The following is a 22,188-nucleotide window of genomic DNA, read 5'->3' on the forward strand; positions in this document are numbered from 1 at the left end:
AGTTCTTCCTCAGTATCTGCTAATTGCTTATCCTTTTTCATTAGTTCGCGTTCTTTTTCTTTCAATTGTTGTTCTAACTTTTTCAATCGTTCCTCAGCTGCAACAGGTTCATTTTCAAATTCACGATATTTCGTCATCCAATCATGCAAACAACTTAAAGGAAGCTTTAATTCAGCTGCAATCTCTCTCATTGTTTTCTTTTGCTGTTGTTCTTGCGCAAATTTAACAGTTTCTTTTTTAAATTCTTCACTATACCTTTGCCGATGTTCACCCATGGAACCCCTCCTATGATTATCATTTTAACCTAAAATGATGTTCGTTAAAGGGTATCCACTTTTTATTCTAGCTTCACTCATTCCTCTATTAGACATAAATCAGGGCAAATTATACTTGAACAAGGTAAATAAAGGAATGAGGAACCTAAACCTTGCTCCAGACCTATTATTTCATCTATTTAGCGGAATGAGGTTCCACTTCGTTTTTGATGTGGATCGTGGTTCCGTTAAACGACAAATAAACCCAAATTAAAAACCCGAATGATTTCAGAACGTCATCATTCGGGTTTAGCGTGGGATAGTCCCTATCCTCTTCCTACTTATTTACTTAAACTTTCTTTTTGCCTTAACTCTACACGTCTGATCTTTCCAGAAGTTGTTTTCGGGAGTTCATTGATAAATTCAACTTCTCTTGGATATTTATATGGTGCAGTCAATTCTTTTACGTGATCCTGTAAAACTTTGACTAAACCAGGGTCTTCTCGATTAACATTTTCTTGTAATACGATAAATGCTTTGACAATACTTCCACGTACTTCATCCGGACTCGCAACAACTGCACATTCTTGAACGTACGGATGTTTGACCAATGCATCTTCGACTTCAAATGGGCCAATTGTATAGCCAGAACTAATAATAATATCATCACGACGACCTTCAAACCAAAAATAACCATCTTCATCTTTTCTTGCTTGATCACCGGTGATGTAGTATTCACCTCTTCTTGACATCTGGGTTCGTTCTTCATCTTTATAATATTCACGGAATAATGCGGGACTATTAAGTCGAACGGCAATATCGCCAACCTCATTAATGGCAACTGGTTCTCCGGACTCATCAATAATTTCTACTTCATTACCTGGAGTGGGTTTTCCCATCGAACCTGGCTTTACTTCCATATCTTTCATAACACCTAATAATAATGTATTCTCTGTTTGACCATACCCATCCCGAACAGTCACATCGAAGTATCTTCTAAACGTATCAATAACTTCAACATTTAATGGCTCCCCAGCAGAGACAGCACTATGAAGCGCAGGTAATTGATAATCCGATAAGTTATCTACTTTTGCCATTAAGCGATATTCTGTAGGTGTACAACATAGTACATTCATATCATGATCCTGTAACAGGCTTAAATATTTCTTAGGGTCAAATTTGCCGTGATAAATAAATCCACTAGCACCTGTTCCTAGAACCGATAAGAACGGGCTCCATATCCATTTCTGCCAGCCAGGACCTGCGGTAGCCCATACTTTATCTCCTTCTTGTATACAAAGCCAGTTTTCCGGTGCCGTTTGTAAATGAGCATATCCCCAGCCATGTGTATGCACAACTCCTTTAGGATTACCCGTTGTACCAGATGTGTAGGATACAAAGGCGATATCATCACGAGTTGTTTGAGCTGTTTCTAACTCATTACTAGCATCCTCCATAAGGCCATCTAAAAATAGCCATTCCTCAGAAGGTTTGCCAACGACGAATTTTTTCAATTGATCATATTCATGTAAATCTTTGTATTGATTGACGAATGGATAATAGCTTACAACCCCATCAACTTCTCCATGACTAACACGGTATTGAAGGTCTTTCGTTTTCAGCATTTCAGAACTAGGGATGATGACAATTCCCGTTTTTAACGCTGCTAAATATACTTCGTATGCTTCGATTATGCGTGGGATCATGACGAGGAGTTTATCGCCTTTTTTCAATCCACTATCTAAGAAAGCGTTTCCAATTTTATTTACATGTTCTACTAATTGGGCATATGTAATGTCACGATTATTTCCCGTTTCGTCCTCCCATATCAACGCTTTTCTATTCGGAGCTATTTTAGCATGCTTCTCTACTTCCATCGCAATATTGTAATCAACTGGAGCAATTAGATCTTCGCGCTTCATTCTACCAACTCCTTAATTATATTTGGAATTAGTATATCAAATATTATAAATATTTAAAATGATTAAATGAACCCAAGTATACAAAGGCACTTTTAGAATTACAAATATACAGCATATAAAAAAGCCGATGATGTATTCTCATCGACTTAATAACCATAGATTCCTTCTGGGATCTTGTCCTTTATAACAAAATCATCTAAGCTTTTAAATGTGTAACCTTCTTTTTTAAGATCTGTAATTAAGTTATCCAATGCTTTTGCATTGTCTTCTGAAACAGCATGTAGCAAAATAATTGCACCTGGGTGTATTTGTTTTTTGATTTGATCATAAGCAAATTTCCACCCTCTTTGAGCATCTGTGTTCCAATCTATGAATGCTAAAGACCAAAACACATGAATATACCCTAATTCATTAGACCATTGTAGGGTCTTTTCGTTAAACATTCCCCTTGGTGGGCGCATGTATTTCATATCCTTTTGATCTGAAATATCTGCTACTGCTTTTTCAAGTGATTCAAGCTCTCGTTTCATTACATCCTTCGTTACAATGGTAAAGTCTGGATGATGATAGGAGTGGTTCCCGACAATATGACCCTCATCGACCATTCGTTTAATCAAATCTGGTTGACTAGAAACATAATGCCCTGTTACAAAGAATGTTGCTGGTACATTCTCTTTTTTTAACACATCTAGCACTTCATCGGTATACCCTTGTTCATAACCATTATCAAATGTTAAGTATATATTTTTTTCTCCTGATTCATCGACATAATAAGCACCATACTCTTTTAATATGTCTCGATACTTTCCAACATAAGGGACTTCATGGTTATCATTTTTCTTGAATCCCCAGCCATACCCTTTGGCATGAACATTTCCAGTATTAATGGAGAAACTAAGAAAGAAAATAAATGTGATTAATACTATCATTCTTTTCCTTTTCATATCAACCCACCTATCTGCTCTCTTACTATCCCCCATCCGTAATGAACTTATTCATTAAAAAATAATAGCACCTAACCAACCAAACAGGAATAATGGAATATTAAAGTGAATAAAAGTCGGTACACATGTATCCCAAATGTGATTGTGCATTCCATCTGCATTCAATCCAGACGTTGGTCCAAGTGTACTATCTGAAGCTGGAGAACCCGCATCACCTAACGCACCAGCAGTACCAATTAATGTTGCTGTTGCAAGAGGTGAAAAGCCTGCCGTCATACAAATTGGGACAAAAAGTGCTGCGATAATTGGAATCGTACCAAATGAAGAACCAATTCCTAGTGTGACTACAAGACCAACAAGTAATAGGATAAAGGCAATCAATGGTTTATTATCCCCTAAAAATCCAGATGATACTTCTACTAATGCATCAACAGATCCAGTTTCGGATAAAATATTCCCAAATCCAGAAGCAACAAGCATAACAAAGGCAATGGTCCCCATCATGCCAATTCCTTCGGTAACGATTTTGTCTCCATCTTTAAATGGAACAACAATAAATAAGAACATAATAGCTAAACCAGTTAATGCACCTAATATTAAATTACTTGTAACTAATTGGACTGCTAATGCAGCTACGATAGCTACAAGTGTCCATACGTGCTTGATATTAAATGAAACATTTGATGAAGTGACTTTCTCTTCCACTACATTCTCGGAATTTTCATCATAGCTTCGATCTTTACGGTACGTAACAAAAATAGCTATTAATAAACCTAATACCATTCCAGACCCGGGAACAAGCATCGCTAACACTGCTTCAGAATCCGTTAATGCAGATCCATTTTGTTCCATTCCATCAATAATAATACCGTGGAAAATAGCTCCAAATCCTGCTGGTATCATAATATAAGGCGCTTTAAGGCCAAATGTCAAAGCTACTGCAGCACCACGACGATCCAGTCGCATTTTATCAAAGAGCTTTAATAATGGTGGAATTAAAATAGGAATAAATGCAATATGCACTGGAATTAAGTTCTGTGAAAATGATGCAACACCAGCTATAGCTAATAACATCATTGTTTTCTTTCCAGTAAGGACACGAATTAAATAGTTTACAAGAATCGTAGTAATTCCTGTGTAGCTAATCGCAACGGCAAAAGCACCTAGCAAGATATAACTTAAAGCAGTGTTTGATGCACCTCCCATTCCACTTACTAACATCTCTATGGAATCAACTAACGATAAACCAGATAATACACCTGCGGTAAGAGCAGCAAGAATAATAGCAATAATAACATTAACACGTAATAAACTGAGAACGGTCATAATTAAAACCGAAATAACAACTACCCACTCCATCTTTCTTCCCCTTTCAACTTTTAACTCTTTACTATACTAAAGTACTAAAGTGATAAAATCAACCCCTTTTTTATAATTCCTGTAAAAAAATAAAAAGCTCTGGACATGCAGAGCTTTTCAACAGGTCTATTCTTTCACTTGGAAAGAGAACGATACATGATCTTGTATTGGGATCCAAGCACCAATGCCTTGCTTGGTTACATTTTTAACAACAATGGACTTTTTAGACCCTTTTAATTGAATATAAACCTCACCAAAGGTTACTTGTCCTTTCTCATTTACAGCAGGGGCATATGCATTCAGTTCACCATATTTTTTTGGAGGTATCGCATATGAATTTTCTTTCTTTGTATCTTTTCCAATTGTCGTCGTGTAGGAAAGTGGTAATTTGGTTTTATCTTTTGCTTTCAATAACATCATCGTTTTTACATCAGCTGCATTGGATATTTTACTTGTTAGAGCACCTTTAATTTCTTTTTGTTCCTCTTGCATGTAATTTAATTTCTGGTTACTGTCTCCACCTAAATTGTTTAATTCATTAGTGTTAATAGGCTGGAACTCCCAATTAACCGTTGTTTCGGAAGACTGATAACTTAATGGCCAACGTCCTAAAAAGACAGAACCACGATATCCAAACGCAATTGGAGAGGGATTAAGAGAAGTTTCATTTAACATCTTAATCAGGTTTGGATTTTCAATCGGTACTTCTACTTCATCAATTAGCTCTTGGGTTAATTCGCTTGGTTCAATTATTCCCTCATCTTCTGTTGAATTCGGATAGGTATTTTCTTTAGAAATATTTAGCACATGACTAGGGACAGAATATTCATCTTTTTCCTCTTGCTTTTCTTCCTTTTTATTTTCTTCTTCTTCACCGAAGCTAATGTCAGGAAACGACCATACAACTGCAGTAAGTACAATTAAAGCAACGAAAAATCGTTTCATTCTCTGCATGATTGCACTCCTTTCTTTTTGATATAGTTTTTTCGTAGGAATAAATATTATACTTAAATCGTGTAAATTGACTTTTATTCATGAAACAAATTAAATTGAAGGAGCAATAATTTTTTAAAAAGGAGGAATCCATTTGGTTTCACCTAGATTTCGTTTTTGGATCTTAATCGCCCTTGTAACCATTTCAGGATTCTCTCAAGGAATGTTATTACCGCTATTAGCGATCATCTTGGAGCAAAACGGCGTATCCTCATCGGTTAATGGATTACATGCCACTGGTTTATACATAGGTGTATTAATTGCTTCCCCTTTTATGGAAAAACCGATGCAAAAATTTGGTTTTAAACCGGTTATTCTAGTTGGTGGGTTTCTTGTTTTTCTTTCTTTAGCATTATTCCCATTATGGGAATCATTATGGTTTTGGTTTATCTTAAGGGTTACCATTGGGATTGGAGATAATATGCTCCATTTCGGTACACAGACATGGATTACTACAACTGCCGCAAAAGAGACAAGAGGAAGAAGTATTGCTTTATACGGAATGTTCTTTGGGTTAGGATTTGCAATTGGTCCATTAATGACGAGGCTACTTGAAGTAAGTGACGCATTCCCATTTATCGTCTCTGCAATCATGAGCATGATTGTTTGGTCACTCATGTTATTTGTTCGCAACCGTTGGCCTGAAGAGGAAGGTACGGATACTACGACTGCAACAAATAACTCATTTAAACGATTTATCCAGACCGGTAAAATAGCCTGGATTGCGTTATTGGCACCTTTTGCATATGGATTTATGGAAGCCATATTACATGGAATTTTCCCAATTTATGGTTTACGCATCGGTCATGATACAAATGTTTTATCGTTAATTATCCCCTGCTTTGCCGCAGGAAGCCTGATTTCGCAGTTACCATTAGGAATTATGAGTGACCGTTATGGTCGTCGTAATATTCTTCTATTTGTTTTAACGGGTGGACTATTTATGTTCCTATTCGCTGCATTCTTTGATACATCTGCTATTGCCTTATTTATCTTGTTCACACTTGCCGGTATGTTTGTCGGGTCCTTATTCTCGTTAGGTATCTCTTATATGACGGATTTATTACCGAAGAACCTGCTTCCTGCTGGAAATATTATGTGTGGTGTAGCATTTAGTATCGGAAGTATAAGTGGACCTTATTTAGGAGGATTGTTTTTAGAATTCTTACCAGGAGTTTCTTTCTTTTATGTACTTGTGGTGATGATTAGTTTAATTATTGTTGCTCTCCTTGTAAAAAGAGAAAATGTGGAGACCGTTTCAGCTTCATAATAGTATAAAAAGAAATCGGGTACGTTACCCGATTTCTTTTTATAAAAATCTACTAAACCGATTCTCCATCCTATCTTGTATAAAGGAGATCACGATACACAATGGCCAATAGATTAATGCAACAAGGATATACATTGTCATCGCATCATACGTTTTACCAGCAACAATTTGAGTCTTTTGAAACAGTTCTGGAACTGTTATAACCGCTGCTAAAGATGTTGCTTTGACAATATCCATAAATACATTTGTTAATGGTGGCACAGCAATTCTTGTTGCTTGAGGTAATATTATTTTTCGTAACGTTTTCCAATACCCTAAGTTTAAAGCTTTTGCCGATTCCCATTGTCCATTGTCAACACTATTTAATGATGCACGATTAATCTCAGCAATATATGCTGCACTGTTCAATCCGAAACCTAATATAGCAGCCGTGATTGCTGTAAATTCTATACCAATTACGGGGAGTCCAAAATATAAAATGAATAAGAAAACTAGAAGAGGAGTCCCTCGCATAAATGATATATATATACGTGCCGGCCAACGCAGGGACCGCTTATTAGATCCTCGACATAATGCTAAAAATAGTCCTAGCACTAATCCCAAAATCATTCCTATTATCGAAACAAGAAGGGTAATGGGTAAACCTCCCAATATAAACGGAAGATTTTCTATGGCTAATTGGACATCAAACAACCCACCGAAATCTAACTCCCTAATATTCATGTGTACTCCTTATATATCTAAGTCATCTATTTCTATTATTTCTTTTTCAGGTTCAACAGAAGCATCTTCTTCATAAAATTTAATTGCTAATTCAGATAATGTTCCATCTTCACGCATCTCTTGCAATGCTTCATTAATTTTTTCTCGTAACGTATCTTCACCCTTCGGAACGATTACGCCTGAAGTCGTTAAATTAAAGTTCAAATCAGGGTGTAAATGGATATCAAAATCTGGGAATGCTGCTACACCAAATTTTGTTAAATAATAATCATTGATTACTACATCCGTTCTACCGTTATCAACATCACGAAGGTATGCTTCATTTGGAGCGTTTCCATATGTTACGACCTCTGCACCAAATTGTTCCGCAATTTGACTATAAATCGTCGTGGCCCCACCGCCGTTCTTTTTACCTTCTAAATCTTCCAAGGATTCTATTCCTGAATTATCCTCTTTACGTACTGCCATTGTGATATAGGAGTATTTATAAGGATCACTGAAATCAAATTCTTCTTTTCTTTTATCCGTGATTGTTCCTGATGAAATATCTATTCTTCCACTTTTTATAGCTGGAAGGACATTATCAACACCAATAATTTCGAACGAAATATCTAAATCAAGACGTTTCGCAATTTCCCTCATCGTTTCTACTTCATAACCAGTTAATTGATCCTCTGTTTCTTCATCCCCTTCATAATAGGAAGCAGCTATCAAAGTTCCTGAAGTCCCTACTACGATCTCTCCCGCTTCTTGAATTCTATTCCAAGCATCCTCTCCTGAAGATCCTTCATTCGAGTTCGTTGCGCCCTCTTCAGAATCCGCACAAGCGACTAATAACACTGCTCCTACTAACAAGACTATAAATAGATTTATTTTTTTCATAGTCATAATGCCCCCTTCTTTAATTGTTATACAAAAAATTCAAATATTATTGTAACAGTAGTAATCAATTAATTCAATAATTAATCGACTGTTATCATTCAAAATACAAATTATATTAATACAGTTGCACCTGTATTATTAAATGTATAATCACACGCAATTATTCTTGACAACGATTCTATACGTGTTATGATTATAACGAATATTAAATTATAATAATTATAAATAAGCTTTTTGATTTTTACTTTACTATAAAACTGAAAGCAATTCTCTTTTAGGAGGTATTGATGTTGACTGCAAAAACAGAGTCAGTTAGACCACCATCCAAAAATAAACATATGCATTTTGCAAGGAACTTCTTCAAGAAATCGATCCTTCCACATATCGAATTAATTGCTGCACTTTTGAGTGGTGCTATTATTCTCCTTACGTGGCTATTGGCAGATCATCTTACCAGTCAAATTTGGATCACATTACATTTACTAGCATTCATCATAGGAGGATATGCTAAAGCAAAGGAAGGTATTCAAGAAACTATTGCGAATAAAGAACTAAATGTAGAAATGCTTATGATTTTTGCAGCTATTGGTTCAGCAATCATAGGTTACTGGACAGAAGGTGCTATTCTAATCTTTATATTTGCCTTATCTGGTGCTTTGGAAACATATACAATGAATAAAAGTAACAAAGAAATATCTGCTTTGATGAATCTTCAACCAGAGCAAGCAACATTAATAGAGGGGAAAGATGAAAAAATTGTACCCGTATCTAAGTTAAAGGTTAACGATCGGATACAAGTTCGCGCAGGAGAAAGAATTCCAGCAGATGGAGTTATTTTGAATGGATCCACCGCAATTGATGAAAGCGCGATTAGTGGAGAATCTATTCCGATAAATAAAAAGTTAAATGATGACGTGTTTGCTGGAACGGTTTCATTAGATGGCACGATTCAAGTTGAAATTACAAAACCGTCCCATGAAACGATGTTCCAGAAAATAATTCAACTCGTTCAATCTGCTCAGGAGGAAAAATCACCTTCTCAGTTATTTATTGAAAAATTTGAAGGGACCTATGTAAAAGTAGTGTTGCTCGTTGTTACGGTCATGATGTTTTTACCCTATCTTGTATTTGGATGGTCATTATCCGAAAGCATCTATCGCGCTATGATTTTACTCGTCGTCGCATCTCCTTGTGCTTTGGTGGCTTCGATTATGCCAGCAACCTTATCCGCGATATCAAATAGCGCAAAAAAGGGAGTCCTGTTTAAAGGTGGCGTGCATATCGAGAACCTAAGTCATGTGAAAGCAGTAGCCTTTGATAAAACAGGGACATTAACAAAAGGGAAGCTAGTGGTTACCGATGTTCATTTGAAGGATACGCTTCACCAAGAAGACATCTTGGTTGCAGTAGAAGCAATTGAAAAGCAGTCCACTCATCCTCTTGCAAAGGCATTAACGACATATTGTCAAGAACGGGTTAATCATAAACAATCCCCTAATGTAGAAGCCATGAAAACAATTGGTGGTAACGGAGTTAAAGCAACACTCCAACAACATGAGTGGAAAATAGGCAAAGCCGAGTTTGTTGGTGAGGAGGAAGCAAAAGAATTTCAAGGTGGTATATTGAACACATTAGCCTCTCAAGGAAAATCCGTAATTTTTGTTCAAAAAGATAATGAAATAGTTGCTGCATTTGCACTCAAGGACACGATTCGAGAAGAAACCAAACATGCGATTCGTTTGTTACGAAAAAACGGTATTCACACGATTATGCTAACAGGTGACAATGAATTAACTGCAAAGGCAATTGCTACAGAAGCAGGAATAGATGATTATATTGCGAATTGCTTACCAAAGGAAAAAGTAACCCATATCAAACAGCTCAAAAAACAGTATAAAAATGTAGCAATGGTTGGCGATGGAATAAATGATGCCCCTGCATTGGCAACAGCTAATTTAGGAATTGCAATGGGTGAGGGAACAGATGTCGCATTAGAAACATCTGATGTCGTCTTAATGAAAAATAACCTCGATAAAATTACAAATGCTATTAAACTATCAAAACGAATGAATCAAATCGTAAAGCAAAACATTTACTTTTCATTGAGCGTTATTGTTGTATTAATTTTCACCAACTTTTTCCAGGTCATCGATCTCCCGCTTGGAGTAATTGGCCATGAGGGAAGTACTATTCTCGTTATATTAAATGGTTTACGCTTGCTAAGATAGTAACATACGTAAACTTGATCATATGTTTTAAAGTCACATAAAAACACCCTCAAATGAGAGGAGGGCGTTTTATGTGATTTTTTCTATTTTCCTTTTCCGTATCACTGCATTTAAAACTCCACCAATAATAATAATCACTCCAGAAATATAAAACCAAATCATTAAGACAATGACAGCTCCTAAGCTACCATACGTTGCCGAGTAATTCCCAAGGTTTTCAACATAGTAAGAAAAGGCAAAGGACACAAATTGCCAACTAAAAGTTGCAAATAACGCCCCCCAAATTGCATTCTTGAAATAAATTCTTTTATTCGGTGCAAGCTTGTACAGGAATAAAAAAACAATAAAGAACACACTAGACGAAATAACCCAGCGAAGCATTTCCCAAAAGGTTAAAAAGTCTTCTGTAAATCCGAAAAAAGAAAAGATATAATATCCAATCATTCTCCCTAATACAGGTAATATAATGGCAATAACTATTACAAGAACCATGGCGATCGTTAATATGATCGCAATTAAACGAGACACGATAAAGGATCGGTTCTCATCTACATCGTATGCATGATTAAACACCCGCATAATTGCATTAACTCCATTAGAAGCTAACCATAAGGACGAAATCAGGCTGATGGATAATAACCCACCATTTCTAGAATGGGCCAACTGGTCAATATTCGAATTAATCAATTCCATCGATTCCGCAGGAGCAATACTCGCAACCATACTCATAAAATTATGCTCATCAAAAGGCAAGTAGCCTATTAACGTAACTAAAAATACCAAAAAAGGAAAAAGTGATAACAGAAAAAAGTAAGCAAGCTGTGCGGCCAAGCCAAAGACATCTGCATCCATTAAGCGAATATACAACTGCTTGCTAAATTCAAGAATTGACTTCACCAAATCACTCTCCCTTTTAGAACACTAACCTTCTATTTTTTTATTGCTATTTGAAACCTTTTCTACTGTATTTTCAACTTGCTCCAATGCATTTGCTGCATTCTCGATTTGATAGGAGAAAGCTTGATTAAATCGATCAAAGGCAACCCTTGCATTATGTAAAGATTCCGATGGATGCTTCATACAATAAGTTGTTTTCACTTTTGCCGCATGCAGCTTGTCCTTTGTATATTCTCTCGTATCCCGGTCAACTAATGCAGTAATTCCTCCCACTGCAGCACCAATTGCAATACTCGTTAAAAGTCTACGTCTACCCATAATAAAACCTCTCCTTTGTTATATGTTATGTTTGGTACGAATATACTTAAATAATTTTTCACAACCCTCTGATACAAGTTGGTACGTGTAATCAAAGTCACCTGTAAAATAAGGATCAGGTACGTCCATTGTTTCTGGATGGTCAACAAACTCCATCAGTTTCTTTACTGTAACACTATCTTTGTGTCGGATTTGAGATAGATCCTCCCTATTTTGTTCATCCATTGCAATAATATAGTCAAAATTATCCCAGTCCTGTTTTTGAACTTGTCTTGCCTTCATTCCTTGATAATCTATGTTGTATTGATCTAAAATACCCCTTGTTCCTTTATGCGGTGGATTTCCTATATGCCAGCTCCCAATTCCACCTGAGTCTACTTCTATTTTGTCTGTCAAATTTTCTTTTATTACAAAATCACGAAAAACAGCTTCAGCCATTGGAGAACGGCAAATGTTTCCTAAACAAATGAATAACACACGTATCATTTTACAATTCCCACCTTTCCTCTATATTATAATCAAATCTTAACCCACCTTTAAGTGAAATGGTATATATTTCATTCATTACCCATTATTGGTTGTAATAGAGATGGAATATTCAAAATAATTTTAAAAAAACACTTGACATTTCATTAAATTTTCGGAATATTTAATATAAGAAATCAAATAAAGGCTTTTTTATAATGATTGATTTTATCGTAGGAGATGGATTATGCGACGCAACTGTATCAATTTATCCATTAGGAAATTTATGTAATATTTTTGTTACTACACCGCTACGTAAATACATTACGCTTTCCGCGGGCTCGCGCTGAGCCTCCTCATTCGCAAAGAGCGCTCATTGCGGGGTCTCAGCGTCTTCGCTTTCCCGCAGGAGTCTCCATGTATTTCCTACGCTAGTAGGATTGCGTTTATCCGTACTTCAGCTCAATCGTCATGAAACACCGATTTTAAGGAAATATATTTCTCTTAAGATTGGAATCACAACACTAGCGGAGTCAGAATGCGTAGACTCCTGCGGGAATAGCACGAGTCCGAAGACCCCGCATTGATGCGCCTGCGTCTACTAGTAACTCTTCGATGCTATTTTCTCGGCACAAGGGAACAAAGAAGCATACTCAAGTAGTTCCCTGGCTGAGGCCGTGCCCGCGGAAAGCGAAGTGTTCTGCCGTAGTGGTATTATATCGCTAATAAGTGAAGAAAAATTAGCAATCTCCAACTAAAAGTTACGTCGCATTATACAAACTACGCATCAATTATTTTAAGAATAGCCAACTAAAAGGAGGAAATGGAATGCTTGATTTTCTTGGAGCGATCAGTGATTTTGTCTGGGGACCTCCTACACTCATTCTAATTGTGGGAACTGGTATTTACTTAACGCTGCGTCTAGGATTTTTACAATTTCGTACATTGCCATACGCGTTAAGATTAGCCTTTAGCCCACGAAGACAGGACAAAAAATCCAAAGGAGATATTAGTCATTATCAGGCACTAAGTACCGCCATGGCAGCAACGATAGGTACAGGTAACATTGTTGGGGTGGCTACAGCAGTTGTTCTAGGAGGTCCGGGTGCTGTTTTTTGGATGTGGATCACCGCCTTTTTCGGTATGGCAACAAAGTACGCTGAAGCAATTCTTGCTGTAAAATACCGCGTGGAAAACAGCCGAGGAGAAATGTCTGGTGGACCAATGTATTACCTGGAAAAGGGCTTAAAGCAAAAATGGTTGGGTGTTTTATTCGCCATATTTGGTGCATGTGCAGCTTTTGGAATTGGAAACATGGTTCAATCCAACTCCGTTTCTGATGCACTAAATGATACGTTTAATGTTCCTACATTTGCAACTGGAATCGTTCTAACGATCTTAGCAGCATTAGTTATTTTAGGTGGGATTAAGAGTATTGGTAGAGTTACTGCCTTTTTCGTCCCTATTATGGCATTGTTCTATGTTATAGGTGGATTAATTATTATTGTGACAAATTTAGATATTGTACCTGCTGCTATAAATTTAATTTTGACAGATGCCTTTACAGCTAGTGCACTTGGTGGGGGACTGTTGGGTACCGTAATTCGTTACGGGGTTGCTCGAGGGGTATTCTCTAACGAAGCTGGTCTCGGTTCTGCTCCAATTGCAGCAGCCGCAGCGAAAACAGACTATCCCGGGCGCCAAGCACTAGTATCCATGACACAGGTATTTATCGATACAATTATTGTTTGTTCCATCACAGGTATTACAATTGTTATGGCAGACCTTGCAGGCAGTGGGTTGGAAGGTGGACCACTAACTTCTGCTTCTTTCGCTGCTTTCTTAGGTGATACGGGTGGTTATATTGTTACGCTAGGAATTGTTTTCTTTGCTTTCTCTACCATTGTTGGTTGGTCCTATTATGGAGAGAAATGTTTCTCTTATTTATTTAATGATAAAGCAATTCCTATTTATAGGGCGTTATTCGTATTTGCGATTTTAATTGGATCGGTATTAACGCTTGATACGGTATTTGCAATTTCGGATATCATGAATGCATTAATGGCGATTCCAAACTTAATTGGACTACTCGGACTTTCTGGAGTAGTTGTTTATGAGACAAACCGCTTCCTTAAAGTAGCCAAAGAAGAAAAGGAACAAGAAAAAGCCAAAGCATCGTAATAATTAGACCAAATAACAAGGATCGATTCCAATGGATAATTGAGAATCGATCCTTGTTTTATAAACACAGAAGGAATTAGTTAAGACTCCAACAAATATCCAGCTTCTCTTAACGCCTCACATGCCTCATCCAGTTGTTCCTCTGTGTCCGCCTCGATTGTATGTAAGTGAACACCTTCTGTCAATTTTGATAATAGGGATGCATTCGTTTTTTCTAATTCATTGATAAATTGATCGACGTCTCTTCTATTTTTTAACATCAAGGAACCCGTAAGATCACCATAGATTGGGTGTTCCACCATAACATTTTTCACACTTACTCCAATATCTACAAGCGTATATAACTCATCAGCCGTTTCCTCAGCACGATGAGACACTACAATAATCCTCGATTGCTTTGCCATTTTATTATTTTCTTTAAAATACACATACCCTCTTGAGGTTGCAATAATTGGTTCACCTTTGGCCTTTAATAAGGAGATGTCCTGAACAATCACCTGTCTACTTACATTGGTCTTTTCCGCTAAAGCTTTTCCTGTAATTGGCTCACTATTATTTTGAAGCCATTCGAGTATTAAGCTCCTTCTTTTTTCGCCTAGCATTTTTGTACCATCTTCCTGCATAACTACCTCTCCCCTTCCCTATTAAGCAAATGATTGCACTATGTTTGTATAACGAAATGTTTACTAACCGATGTCTATGATATTTATTATACCATTATATCGAAACTTCCCTTGAAACGCATTCCCTTGACATGTATAAGATTTTAAATGTGTAACACCTTATAATAATATCACCTAAAATCCACCCTAGAATCCATAATTGATTATGAGCGAATGATCTAGTAAACAGAAGTTCCAATCAAACCCTTTTTGTAATAAAAATATTGCTTTTTCACATAAACTATGTAAATATATGTGTAAAGACACATGTAAAATGTTAGTTTACTAGTTAATCAAACGTTTGTTTAGTTTGTTCAATTTCTCACATAAGGAGGAGAGAAATATGAAAGGAAAAGTTTTTTGGGGAATCTTCATTATCTTTTTAATCTTACTAGCTTACGTACTTCCCTACACTATTCTAACTGATGTCCATGAATGGTATGGAAGTTTCTTACTATGGGGAATTATTGGCGTACTTACTATTATAGCGAATTTAATGGTTACAAAGGATTGGGGGGAGTAACTTGAATACAAGTTTAGTAGTCTGGGGAATCATTATATATATTGTAATAGCAATTAGCATTGCACTTCTCTCCCGACGTGGTGATCGAGAAGGAATGGCCGGATATTATCTAGGTGGAAGAAAAATGAACGGTATTCTTTCCGCTTTAAGTTATAGTGCTACAACATATAGTGCGTTTATGATGGTCGGTCTAGCTGGATTAACCTATCAAGGTGGTGTTGGGGCACTTGGATTTGAAATTGTGTACTTTGCAGGTGTGTCTTTAATCGCCTTATTTGGACCACGATTTTGGTTAGTAGGTAAAAAATATGGATATGTTACCCCGTCCGAAATGATTGGGGATCGTTTCCAAAGTAAAAAAGCAGCTTCAGCTATCGCGCTAGTTAGTTGTTTATTCCTTATTCCATACTCTGCTGTTCAATTAGCTGGAGTAGGTTACCTGTTACAAGGGATAACAAATAATGCTATTCCATTTACAACTGGCGTGATTATTGCTACTGTATTGGCGGTATTTTTCTCCTATGCAGCAGGCATTCGCTCTGTTGTCTGGACAGATGCTCTACAAGCAATATTTATGATTATTACTTCAACAATCGTGGTATTGCTATTAATTAATGGCCTAGGTGGATTCGGTCAATTCTTTGATAATTTGAAAACGGACCATTCAGGTTCACTTTCCGTACCAGGAAATGGCTACTTTAGTTTCTTAACCTTTTTAGGGATGACTTTACCTTGGTTTTTCTTTAGCTTATCCAATCCGCAAGTATCACAACGGATGTTCATGCCATCTTCCTTAAAAGGGTTGCGGCAGATGTTAATTGGATTTCTTATTTTTGGATTTGTCTATACGTTTGTTTCCGTTTTATGGGGATTCTCAGCACTTCAGCTTTTCCCAAATTTAGAAACGGCAGACTTAGCTACACCACAACTTCTATCATCTGATTTGGTACCGCCAGTTCTTGGGGTAATCGTGATGATTGGAATCATGGCAGCAGCAATATCAACGATAGATTCCATTATGCTTACGTTGTCCTCCATGTTCGCAAGAGATGTTTATGGAAACAAGAAGGACCGACCATCAGATGAAAAGCAATTAAAGATAGGAAAAATCGTTATTCCAGTAATTGCTATACTAGCATATGGATTTGCCGAATTAGAGTTAAACTTGATTGCCGTACTTTCGGTTGCAGCCTCTTCTGGTTTAATCGTATCGGTTCCAGCATTCTTTGGAACATTTTTCTGGAAAAAAGGTACTGCTGCAGGTGTTATTTCTAGTGTATCAATCGGAGCACTCATTGTATTAGTTTTAGAGTTTACTGGAACAAAACCATTTGGTCTTGCTTCGGGTATCTGGGGTTTATTAATTTCTACCGTACTATTTATTGGAGTAAGTCTCGCAACAAAAGCACCAGAAGAAAAAGCCCACGCATTTATCCATATTTTGAAAGAGTCAAAACAAAAGAGCTAGTTCGAGGGATGCTGAATAAAGCATCCCTTTTTAACGCTTGTAAAATAGTGTGGTCCCTAGTCTTAAAAATTCAACCCAAACAAAGTTCCAAAAATGCGTTATAATTTTTGGAATTTTATGCTAAAATCTTTGTTAACAGGTAATAGGCTATGGAGACATTCTCCGTAAAATCATAAGGAGGAAACATGGTAGACCCATTGACGGAAGAACAATTATATGAAGAAAGATTTAAGAAGTATTTTAATTTGATAATCGGGTATATAGGTCTTCTCTTAACAGGATTAGCAACCTTACAATTTGTTACTACCTTTCATGATACTACTAGTCGAATACAAATCATTCTAGGTTTCATGCTTGTAATGACCTATTTCTCATTTTCAAATAAAGGAATAGGCACTACCAAAGTTAGGAACATGTTTCGCATTATTTTTATTGGAGTCTTTGTGATCAGTTCCTGGTTTCTGTATTTCTAGTAGATTCACGTAGACATAAGGAGAGAGTGTGAATGACAACGAAATATGTAAACTGGGGAGGCGGAAAAGTAAAATTAACGTGGAAACGAGATACAAAACTCCCGCCAGTTGAATTAATAACAAGTGTGCACTGTTTTTGTTTTAAGAATGATCAGTTAATATTGGTAAACTTAAATCATAGGGGATGGGATTTTCCTGGTGGTCATATGGAAGACGGAGAAACACCAATTCAATGTGCAAAACGAGAAACATTTGAAGAGGCATATGTTACAGGGAATTGTAGCTTACTAGGACATATCATCGTGGATCACCATAAAAATCCAAAATGGAATAACCTTTCCCCCTATCCAAAGGTAGGTTATCAGGTCTTCTATCGAATGGATGTTGATCAATTATTTGATTTTAAAGCCAACTATGAATCAACCGAAAGAATCTTAATAAATCCAAAACGAATAGATGATTACTATCATGATTGGAATGAACTTCATCAAGCAATATTAAACGACGCACTAGGAAGAAAATAGTCTGACATCAAGGGGAGGTGATAATAAATGAACAATTGGCTTTACATACTTTATGCACTTCTTATTGCACTCGTATCTATTATTACTGGAGAAATCGTAACTTTTGTCATGCTAGGATTAATATTGATTAGCTTACAAAATATACACCGTACGTTAAAAGAAATTTTGAAAGTAAATAAAGAAAAGTAGTAGTTAAAGGAGGTTTTATAATGAAAGCATTATTAGTTATCGATGTCCAAAATGGAATTGTTAACCATGGTGACTTTACAGATGAGCTTTCTCGCATGGAATGCATTATTAAGGATTTTAAGGCAAAACACCTTCCAGTAATCTTTATGAGACATTTCGATGATATCGAGGAAAGTCCTTTGTATAAGAATTCTACCGGTTCTGAATTACACGATTCATTGAAAGGGTATGCAGACCAGGTCATTGAAAAGAAAACACCAAGTTCTTTTTTTAACACAGACCTTGCGAAGGAACTGAAAAAGTTAGGCGTTAATCACCTATTCATTACTGGATTTAATACAGAGTTCTGTTGCATGTTTACGGCCATATCTGCATTCGACAGGGGATTTGAGGTAACCTTTATAGAAAATGCAACAGGCACTACAAATGATGAAGACACTTATGAAATGAAAGGCTTGGATATTAGAGATTTCGTTGGAACTGTATTACATTGGTCTGATGTGATCGAGGTATTGGATTTTGATGAATACCTTGAAGAGTACAAAGCAGAATGAACTAGGTGAATCAGGTATTTTATTGCGGTGCTTAGGTAAAACACCGCTTTTTTTATACCACTAATTATCAGAACCTTCCCTTTTTAACATAGGTGTGCTCCCTAACAATACCGAGCACTTACTACTCTTTTTCGATCACCTTGACTTCATTTCAGATCACTAATATATGAATCTTTTCATTCATCCGATTCGTATGATTTATTACCTTATATATTAGGAGGTATGAAGTGGTTTCCTATACAAAAATTCATTATTTCATAGCACTTGTCTCATACCCAGTTATCATTTTACATTTTATATTTACTGGCTACTCTGAACAAGAAGTCATTTCTGGAATCGCCTTTTTTACTGGAATGACATTCATCTATGTAGTTCTTGTTTATTTATATTCAAAAGGGAAACTTGGGAGATTGATTGTTCTATGGGGATTAGTCCTATTTTCAACACTTTCGATAGTTCTTATAGATATTAATTCCTGAAAACATAGAGGAGTCACAACAGACTCCTCTCTATTCAATATTTAAACAATAGGTGCAATACAAGCTTCATCATTATTTTTGGCAGCATTTACATAAGATGTAACGTTATACGCAGAAAACTCTTCATCTTCTACCGTTTGTAAAAATTGATGTGCTTCCTCAGGCTTCCATGGATGAGGTTCAATCCATTCATTTTCTCTTGATTTCGGTAAAATGATTGGCATACGATGGTGAATTTCTTGCATGAATGGGTTAGCATCCTTCGTCAAGATCGTACATGTAAATAAATCACGATCCCCCTCGGACCATTTATCCCACAGACCAGCAAAGCCAAATAGTTTACGGTCTGCCAATTGGATTCGTTTCGGTTGTTTTTCCTTGCCTTCCCGTTTCCACTCATAAAAGCTATCCGCAATAACCATGCAACGCTTTCTAGACATCAGCCGTTTAAAGCTCGGTTTTTCATGAGCAGACTCACTTCTCGCATTAATCATCTTATAGCCTATCTTTTCATCCTTTGCCCATGAAGGCACAAGTCCCCAACGCAAGTAACCTGCTCTTTTTTCTTTCCCATCATGAATAACAGCTAATACATTTTGTCCTGGAGCAATATTGTAACTTGGATGATAACCATCAATTGGCTGGTCAATATCAAACTCCTGTAAAATATCTAATTCGTCTGCAAGCAATGTATACCTTCCACACATAAACAAAGCCCCCAATTAAAATATACTTAAATCCCACTGTGAAGCAATATGCCGAAGTAGTCGTATTCCTGCAATACTGTTCCCTTTGTCATCTAAAGCAGGCCCAAATACACCAATCCCACATCCATCAACAAATGGTAATTCCTCATCACGTACACGAGGAGGAGCAACAGCAATTATCCCACCAGACACACCACTTTTCGCAGGAACCCCTACATATGTAGCAAATTTCCCCGACGCATCATACATCCCACATGTTAACATTAACGCTTTGGCAATACGAGCAACTTGTCGCGGAATGATCTCTTGTTGATTTTTTGGATCCTCCCCATCATTTGCCAGAATAAGGCCAATTTGTGCTAAATCGTCAACGGTAATTTCAATCGAACATTGCTTGAAATACGTCTCTAGCGTAATATTAAGATCCGATTCCAAAAATCCTGTTTCTAATAAATAGTAACCAATCGCTCGATTTCTCATCGAAGAATCTCGTTCTGATTCATAAACGTCTACATTTATTTGTGGCCGATAACCTAAAATCCTATCTAACAGTTGAAACATCGGCTCAAGTTTTTCATCCGAAGTCCTTCCCGGAAGCATGGATGTCACACTGATGGCCCCTGCATTTACAAATGGATTAAATGGTTTTTCCACTTTACGCATTTCGAGATGCATAATGGAATTAAAAGCCTCTCCCGTTGGTTCTACATCCACACGGTCGAGCATATAGCCAACTCCCCGTTCCATGCACGCAACAATAAAACTAATCACCTTTGAAATACTTTGAATCGTAAACGGAATATCTACTTCTCCAGCACGGAGAGTCATTCCATTAGCTCCAAAAATGGATATTCCTAAATGATCTGGATTAGCCTCTGCTAATAACGGAATATACGAAGCAACCTTCCCTTCTTTTGTATGTTTTCTGTAAAAACTTATCCAATCCTCCACATACTCTTGAAGCCATTCTTGATTTTGTTTTGTATTCCAGTTAGCTGTACCTTGCACCACAACAATCACTCCAATCATTCATTCCGAAAAAAATCAATATTAATTAGCATAACCAGCTAGAATAAATTCATTAGGATAGAAAAGCAGGAATTGACCTATCAAGAAGGTAAACATTCAATAGCTAATTTATTCGTGCTCCCTATTCATGCTCTACCGAATGAAGACTATTTATCTCGATCAACACTACTTTCACGTCTTCCTCTCTCTTTAACGAGGTACTTACTCCCAACTGTTTCAACACCCATTAAAAAAGCAGGGACTATTCGCCCTACTATTTACATTCCATATTTTCTTATGGACGAAACACTATATTACGCCATAACAGATTCTAATTCTTCTTTCGATTCGCTTCGTAGAGATTGTTCAATGGTAGACTGAATAGAAGCTGCTAATTCAGCACCCTTCTTATCTTGATAATCGGCTGGGTAAATCGGATCATGAATTGTCATGCTAACCGTGGACGGTTTTACTCGTCCCTTATTCCCTTCCAACATGTGATAGGTTCCATCAATTGATACTGGAACGATCGGTACCCTTGCTTTCAGTGCTAATCGAAGACTCCCTGATTTAAATTCTCCTAGTTTATTTCCTCTACTGCGTGTTCCTTCCGGGAAAATAACAAGGGAGTGACCTGCCTTTAAATTTTCGATTCCTTGATTAATGGCTTGAATCGATTGTCTGCGGTCTTTCCGATCAATAAATACACAATATAATAGCTCCATCCATGTTCTGATGATGGGTAGCTTTTTAATTTCTTTTTTTGCGATAAAACCTACTGGACGTCCAAGATAACCGAGAAAAGCTAAAATATCAAATAATCCTTGGTGATTAGCAACATATAATACTGGTTCATCGAGGAGCTTCTCCTGTCCATTCACTTGCACGGTAGAGCCAGTCTTTTTCATTACTTTTTGAGATACACGCTTTGGTGTTGTAAAGATCTCTTCTTTATATATCTGATCGTTCGATTTGCTAAAAAGTTTTTTTGCCTTATTTAGACGAAATAAACTGCCAAGAACTAGCAAGCCTGCATATGTATATACTCGGATCGTAAAAATCATTTTGCTTCCCCCTCATAGTTCACTCTAATTATACCTGTTCCGCTTATATTTTCAATCATCATACACGATGGGTAAGCTACTAAAATTAATCATTTTGGACA

The 22,188-nt window shown here is 36.8% G+C and carries 24 protein-coding genes; 10 read left to right on the forward strand and 14 right to left on the reverse strand.

What is annotated here, in order from left to right:
* The 5 genes from BMX40_RS11500 to BMX40_RS11520 form a co-directional block, all read right to left on the reverse strand.
* The coding region (locus BMX40_RS11500) for a transposase (protein WP_090870017.1) at positions 1 to 275 on the reverse strand (275 nt) is incomplete at its 3' end.
* A gap of 320 nt (positions 276 to 595) precedes the next feature.
* Entirely contained in the window at positions 596 to 2,176 is a 1,581-nt protein-coding gene (mbcS, locus tag BMX40_RS11505; RefSeq protein ID WP_090870019.1) for an acyl-CoA synthetase MbcS, read from the reverse strand.
* Between the two features lie 146 nt (positions 2,177 to 2,322).
* Positions 2,323 to 3,120 (reverse strand): delta-lactam-biosynthetic de-N-acetylase, encoded by a 798-nt coding sequence (gene pdaA, locus BMX40_RS11510; RefSeq protein ID WP_090870021.1) that lies wholly within the window; start codon positions 3,118 to 3,120, stop codon positions 2,323 to 2,325.
* A gap of 54 nt (positions 3,121 to 3,174) precedes the next feature.
* Entirely contained in the window at positions 3,175 to 4,479 is a 1,305-nt protein-coding gene (locus BMX40_RS11515; RefSeq protein ID WP_090870023.1) for a Na+/H+ antiporter family protein, read from the reverse strand.
* Positions 4,480 to 4,605: 126 nt separating this feature from the next.
* Positions 4,606 to 5,433 carry a YfkD famly protein gene (locus BMX40_RS11520; RefSeq protein ID WP_425287857.1) on the reverse strand — a complete coding sequence of 276 codons (828 nt, stop codon included), beginning with the start codon at positions 5,431 to 5,433 and terminating at the stop codon, positions 4,606 to 4,608.
* A gap of 133 nt (positions 5,434 to 5,566) precedes the next feature.
* Between BMX40_RS11520 and BMX40_RS11525 the strand changes: the two genes are divergently transcribed.
* Positions 5,567 to 6,742 carry an MFS transporter gene (locus BMX40_RS11525; RefSeq protein ID WP_090870025.1) on the forward strand — a complete coding sequence of 392 codons (1,176 nt, stop codon included), beginning with the start codon at positions 5,567 to 5,569 and terminating at the stop codon, positions 6,740 to 6,742.
* Positions 6,743 to 6,781: 39 nt separating this feature from the next.
* Here BMX40_RS11525 and BMX40_RS11530 read toward each other — a convergent pair whose 3' ends face one another.
* Both BMX40_RS11530 and BMX40_RS11535 read right to left on the reverse strand, forming a co-directional pair.
* On the reverse strand, positions 6,782 to 7,465 hold the full coding sequence (locus BMX40_RS11530; RefSeq protein WP_090870027.1) for an amino acid ABC transporter permease: 684 nt from the start codon (positions 7,463 to 7,465) through the stop codon (positions 6,782 to 6,784).
* A gap of 9 nt (positions 7,466 to 7,474) precedes the next feature.
* A complete protein-coding gene (locus tag BMX40_RS11535; protein ID WP_090870029.1) occupies positions 7,475 to 8,347 on the reverse strand; it encodes a transporter substrate-binding domain-containing protein in 873 nt (290 codons plus the stop codon).
* 338 nt (positions 8,348 to 8,685) lie between these two features.
* On the opposite strand from BMX40_RS11535, the gene BMX40_RS11540 reads away from it, so the two are divergent.
* A complete protein-coding gene (locus BMX40_RS11540) occupies positions 8,686 to 10,575 on the forward strand; it encodes a heavy metal translocating P-type ATPase (protein ID WP_090870260.1) in 1,890 nt (629 codons plus the stop codon).
* A gap of 69 nt (positions 10,576 to 10,644) precedes the next feature.
* Here BMX40_RS11540 and BMX40_RS11545 read toward each other — a convergent pair whose 3' ends face one another.
* Genes BMX40_RS11545 through BMX40_RS11555 form a run of 3 tightly spaced genes read right to left on the reverse strand, consistent with a single transcriptional unit; the run spans position 10,645 to position 12,276 of the window.
* A complete protein-coding gene (locus BMX40_RS11545) occupies positions 10,645 to 11,472 on the reverse strand; it encodes a YihY/virulence factor BrkB family protein (protein ID WP_090870031.1) in 828 nt (275 codons plus the stop codon).
* Positions 11,473 to 11,496: 24 nt separating this feature from the next.
* Positions 11,497 to 11,790, reverse strand: coding sequence for a hypothetical protein (locus BMX40_RS11550; RefSeq protein WP_090870034.1), 294 nt, complete (start codon positions 11,788 to 11,790; stop codon positions 11,497 to 11,499).
* 18 nt (positions 11,791 to 11,808) lie between these two features.
* Positions 11,809 to 12,276: a low molecular weight protein-tyrosine-phosphatase gene (locus BMX40_RS11555; RefSeq protein WP_090870036.1), complete on the reverse strand. Its 468-nt coding sequence runs from the start codon at positions 12,274 to 12,276 to the stop codon at positions 11,809 to 11,811.
* Positions 12,277 to 13,083: 807 nt separating this feature from the next.
* On the opposite strand from BMX40_RS11555, the gene BMX40_RS11560 reads away from it, so the two are divergent.
* Positions 13,084 to 14,436 (forward strand): alanine/glycine:cation symporter family protein, encoded by a 1,353-nt coding sequence (locus BMX40_RS11560; RefSeq protein ID WP_090870038.1) that lies wholly within the window; start codon positions 13,084 to 13,086, stop codon positions 14,434 to 14,436.
* 80 nt (positions 14,437 to 14,516) lie between these two features.
* Here BMX40_RS11560 and BMX40_RS11565 read toward each other — a convergent pair whose 3' ends face one another.
* The gene (locus BMX40_RS11565; protein WP_090870040.1) at positions 14,517 to 15,059 is read right to left on the reverse strand and encodes a transcription repressor NadR; all 543 of its coding nucleotides are present in this window, start codon (positions 15,057 to 15,059) and stop codon (positions 14,517 to 14,519) included.
* A 382-nt stretch (positions 15,060 to 15,441) separates the two neighbouring features.
* On the opposite strand from BMX40_RS11565, the gene BMX40_RS11570 reads away from it, so the two are divergent.
* The 7 genes from BMX40_RS11570 to BMX40_RS11595 all read left to right on the forward strand — a co-directional run bounded on the left by BMX40_RS11570 (position 15,442) and on the right by BMX40_RS11595 (position 19,308).
* Positions 15,442 to 15,621 (forward strand): hypothetical protein, encoded by a 180-nt coding sequence (locus BMX40_RS11570; protein ID WP_090870042.1) that lies wholly within the window; start codon positions 15,442 to 15,444, stop codon positions 15,619 to 15,621.
* 1 nt (position 15,622) lies between these two features.
* Positions 15,623 to 17,089 carry a sodium:solute symporter family protein gene (locus tag BMX40_RS11575; protein ID WP_090870044.1) on the forward strand — a complete coding sequence of 489 codons (1,467 nt, stop codon included), beginning with the start codon at positions 15,623 to 15,625 and terminating at the stop codon, positions 17,087 to 17,089.
* A gap of 185 nt (positions 17,090 to 17,274) precedes the next feature.
* Positions 17,275 to 17,562: a hypothetical protein gene (locus tag BMX40_RS11580; protein WP_090870046.1), complete on the forward strand. Its 288-nt coding sequence runs from the start codon at positions 17,275 to 17,277 to the stop codon at positions 17,560 to 17,562.
* Positions 17,563 to 17,594: 32 nt separating this feature from the next.
* Positions 17,595 to 18,086, forward strand: a complete 492-nt coding sequence (locus BMX40_RS11585; protein ID WP_090870048.1) for an NUDIX hydrolase — start codon at positions 17,595 to 17,597, stop codon at positions 18,084 to 18,086.
* Positions 18,087 to 18,113: 27 nt separating this feature from the next.
* A complete protein-coding gene (locus BMX40_RS20275; RefSeq protein ID WP_170840765.1) occupies positions 18,114 to 18,275 on the forward strand; it encodes a hypothetical protein in 162 nt (53 codons plus the stop codon).
* A gap of 20 nt (positions 18,276 to 18,295) precedes the next feature.
* On the forward strand, positions 18,296 to 18,829 hold the full coding sequence (locus tag BMX40_RS11590) for a cysteine hydrolase family protein (RefSeq protein WP_090870050.1): 534 nt from the start codon (positions 18,296 to 18,298) through the stop codon (positions 18,827 to 18,829).
* A gap of 227 nt (positions 18,830 to 19,056) precedes the next feature.
* On the forward strand, positions 19,057 to 19,308 hold the full coding sequence (locus BMX40_RS11595) for a hypothetical protein (RefSeq protein ID WP_090870052.1): 252 nt from the start codon (positions 19,057 to 19,059) through the stop codon (positions 19,306 to 19,308).
* A 41-nt stretch (positions 19,309 to 19,349) separates the two neighbouring features.
* On the opposite strand, the gene BMX40_RS11600 is transcribed toward BMX40_RS11595, so the two are convergent.
* The 3 genes from BMX40_RS11600 to BMX40_RS11610 form a co-directional block, all read right to left on the reverse strand.
* Positions 19,350 to 20,015 carry an SOS response-associated peptidase gene (locus tag BMX40_RS11600; protein ID WP_090870054.1) on the reverse strand — a complete coding sequence of 222 codons (666 nt, stop codon included), beginning with the start codon at positions 20,013 to 20,015 and terminating at the stop codon, positions 19,350 to 19,352.
* A gap of 15 nt (positions 20,016 to 20,030) precedes the next feature.
* On the reverse strand, positions 20,031 to 21,026 hold the full coding sequence (locus tag BMX40_RS11605; RefSeq protein ID WP_090870056.1) for a glutaminase: 996 nt from the start codon (positions 21,024 to 21,026) through the stop codon (positions 20,031 to 20,033).
* Between the two features lie 311 nt (positions 21,027 to 21,337).
* A complete protein-coding gene (locus BMX40_RS11610; RefSeq protein ID WP_090870058.1) occupies positions 21,338 to 22,087 on the reverse strand; it encodes a lysophospholipid acyltransferase family protein in 750 nt (249 codons plus the stop codon).
* Positions 22,088 to 22,188 lie beyond the last annotated feature (101 nt).

Origin of the sequence: Oceanobacillus limi (genome assembly GCF_900111445.1) — a bacterium.
GTDB classification, from domain to species: domain Bacteria; phylum Bacillota; class Bacilli; order Bacillales; family Amphibacillaceae; genus Ornithinibacillus; species Ornithinibacillus limi.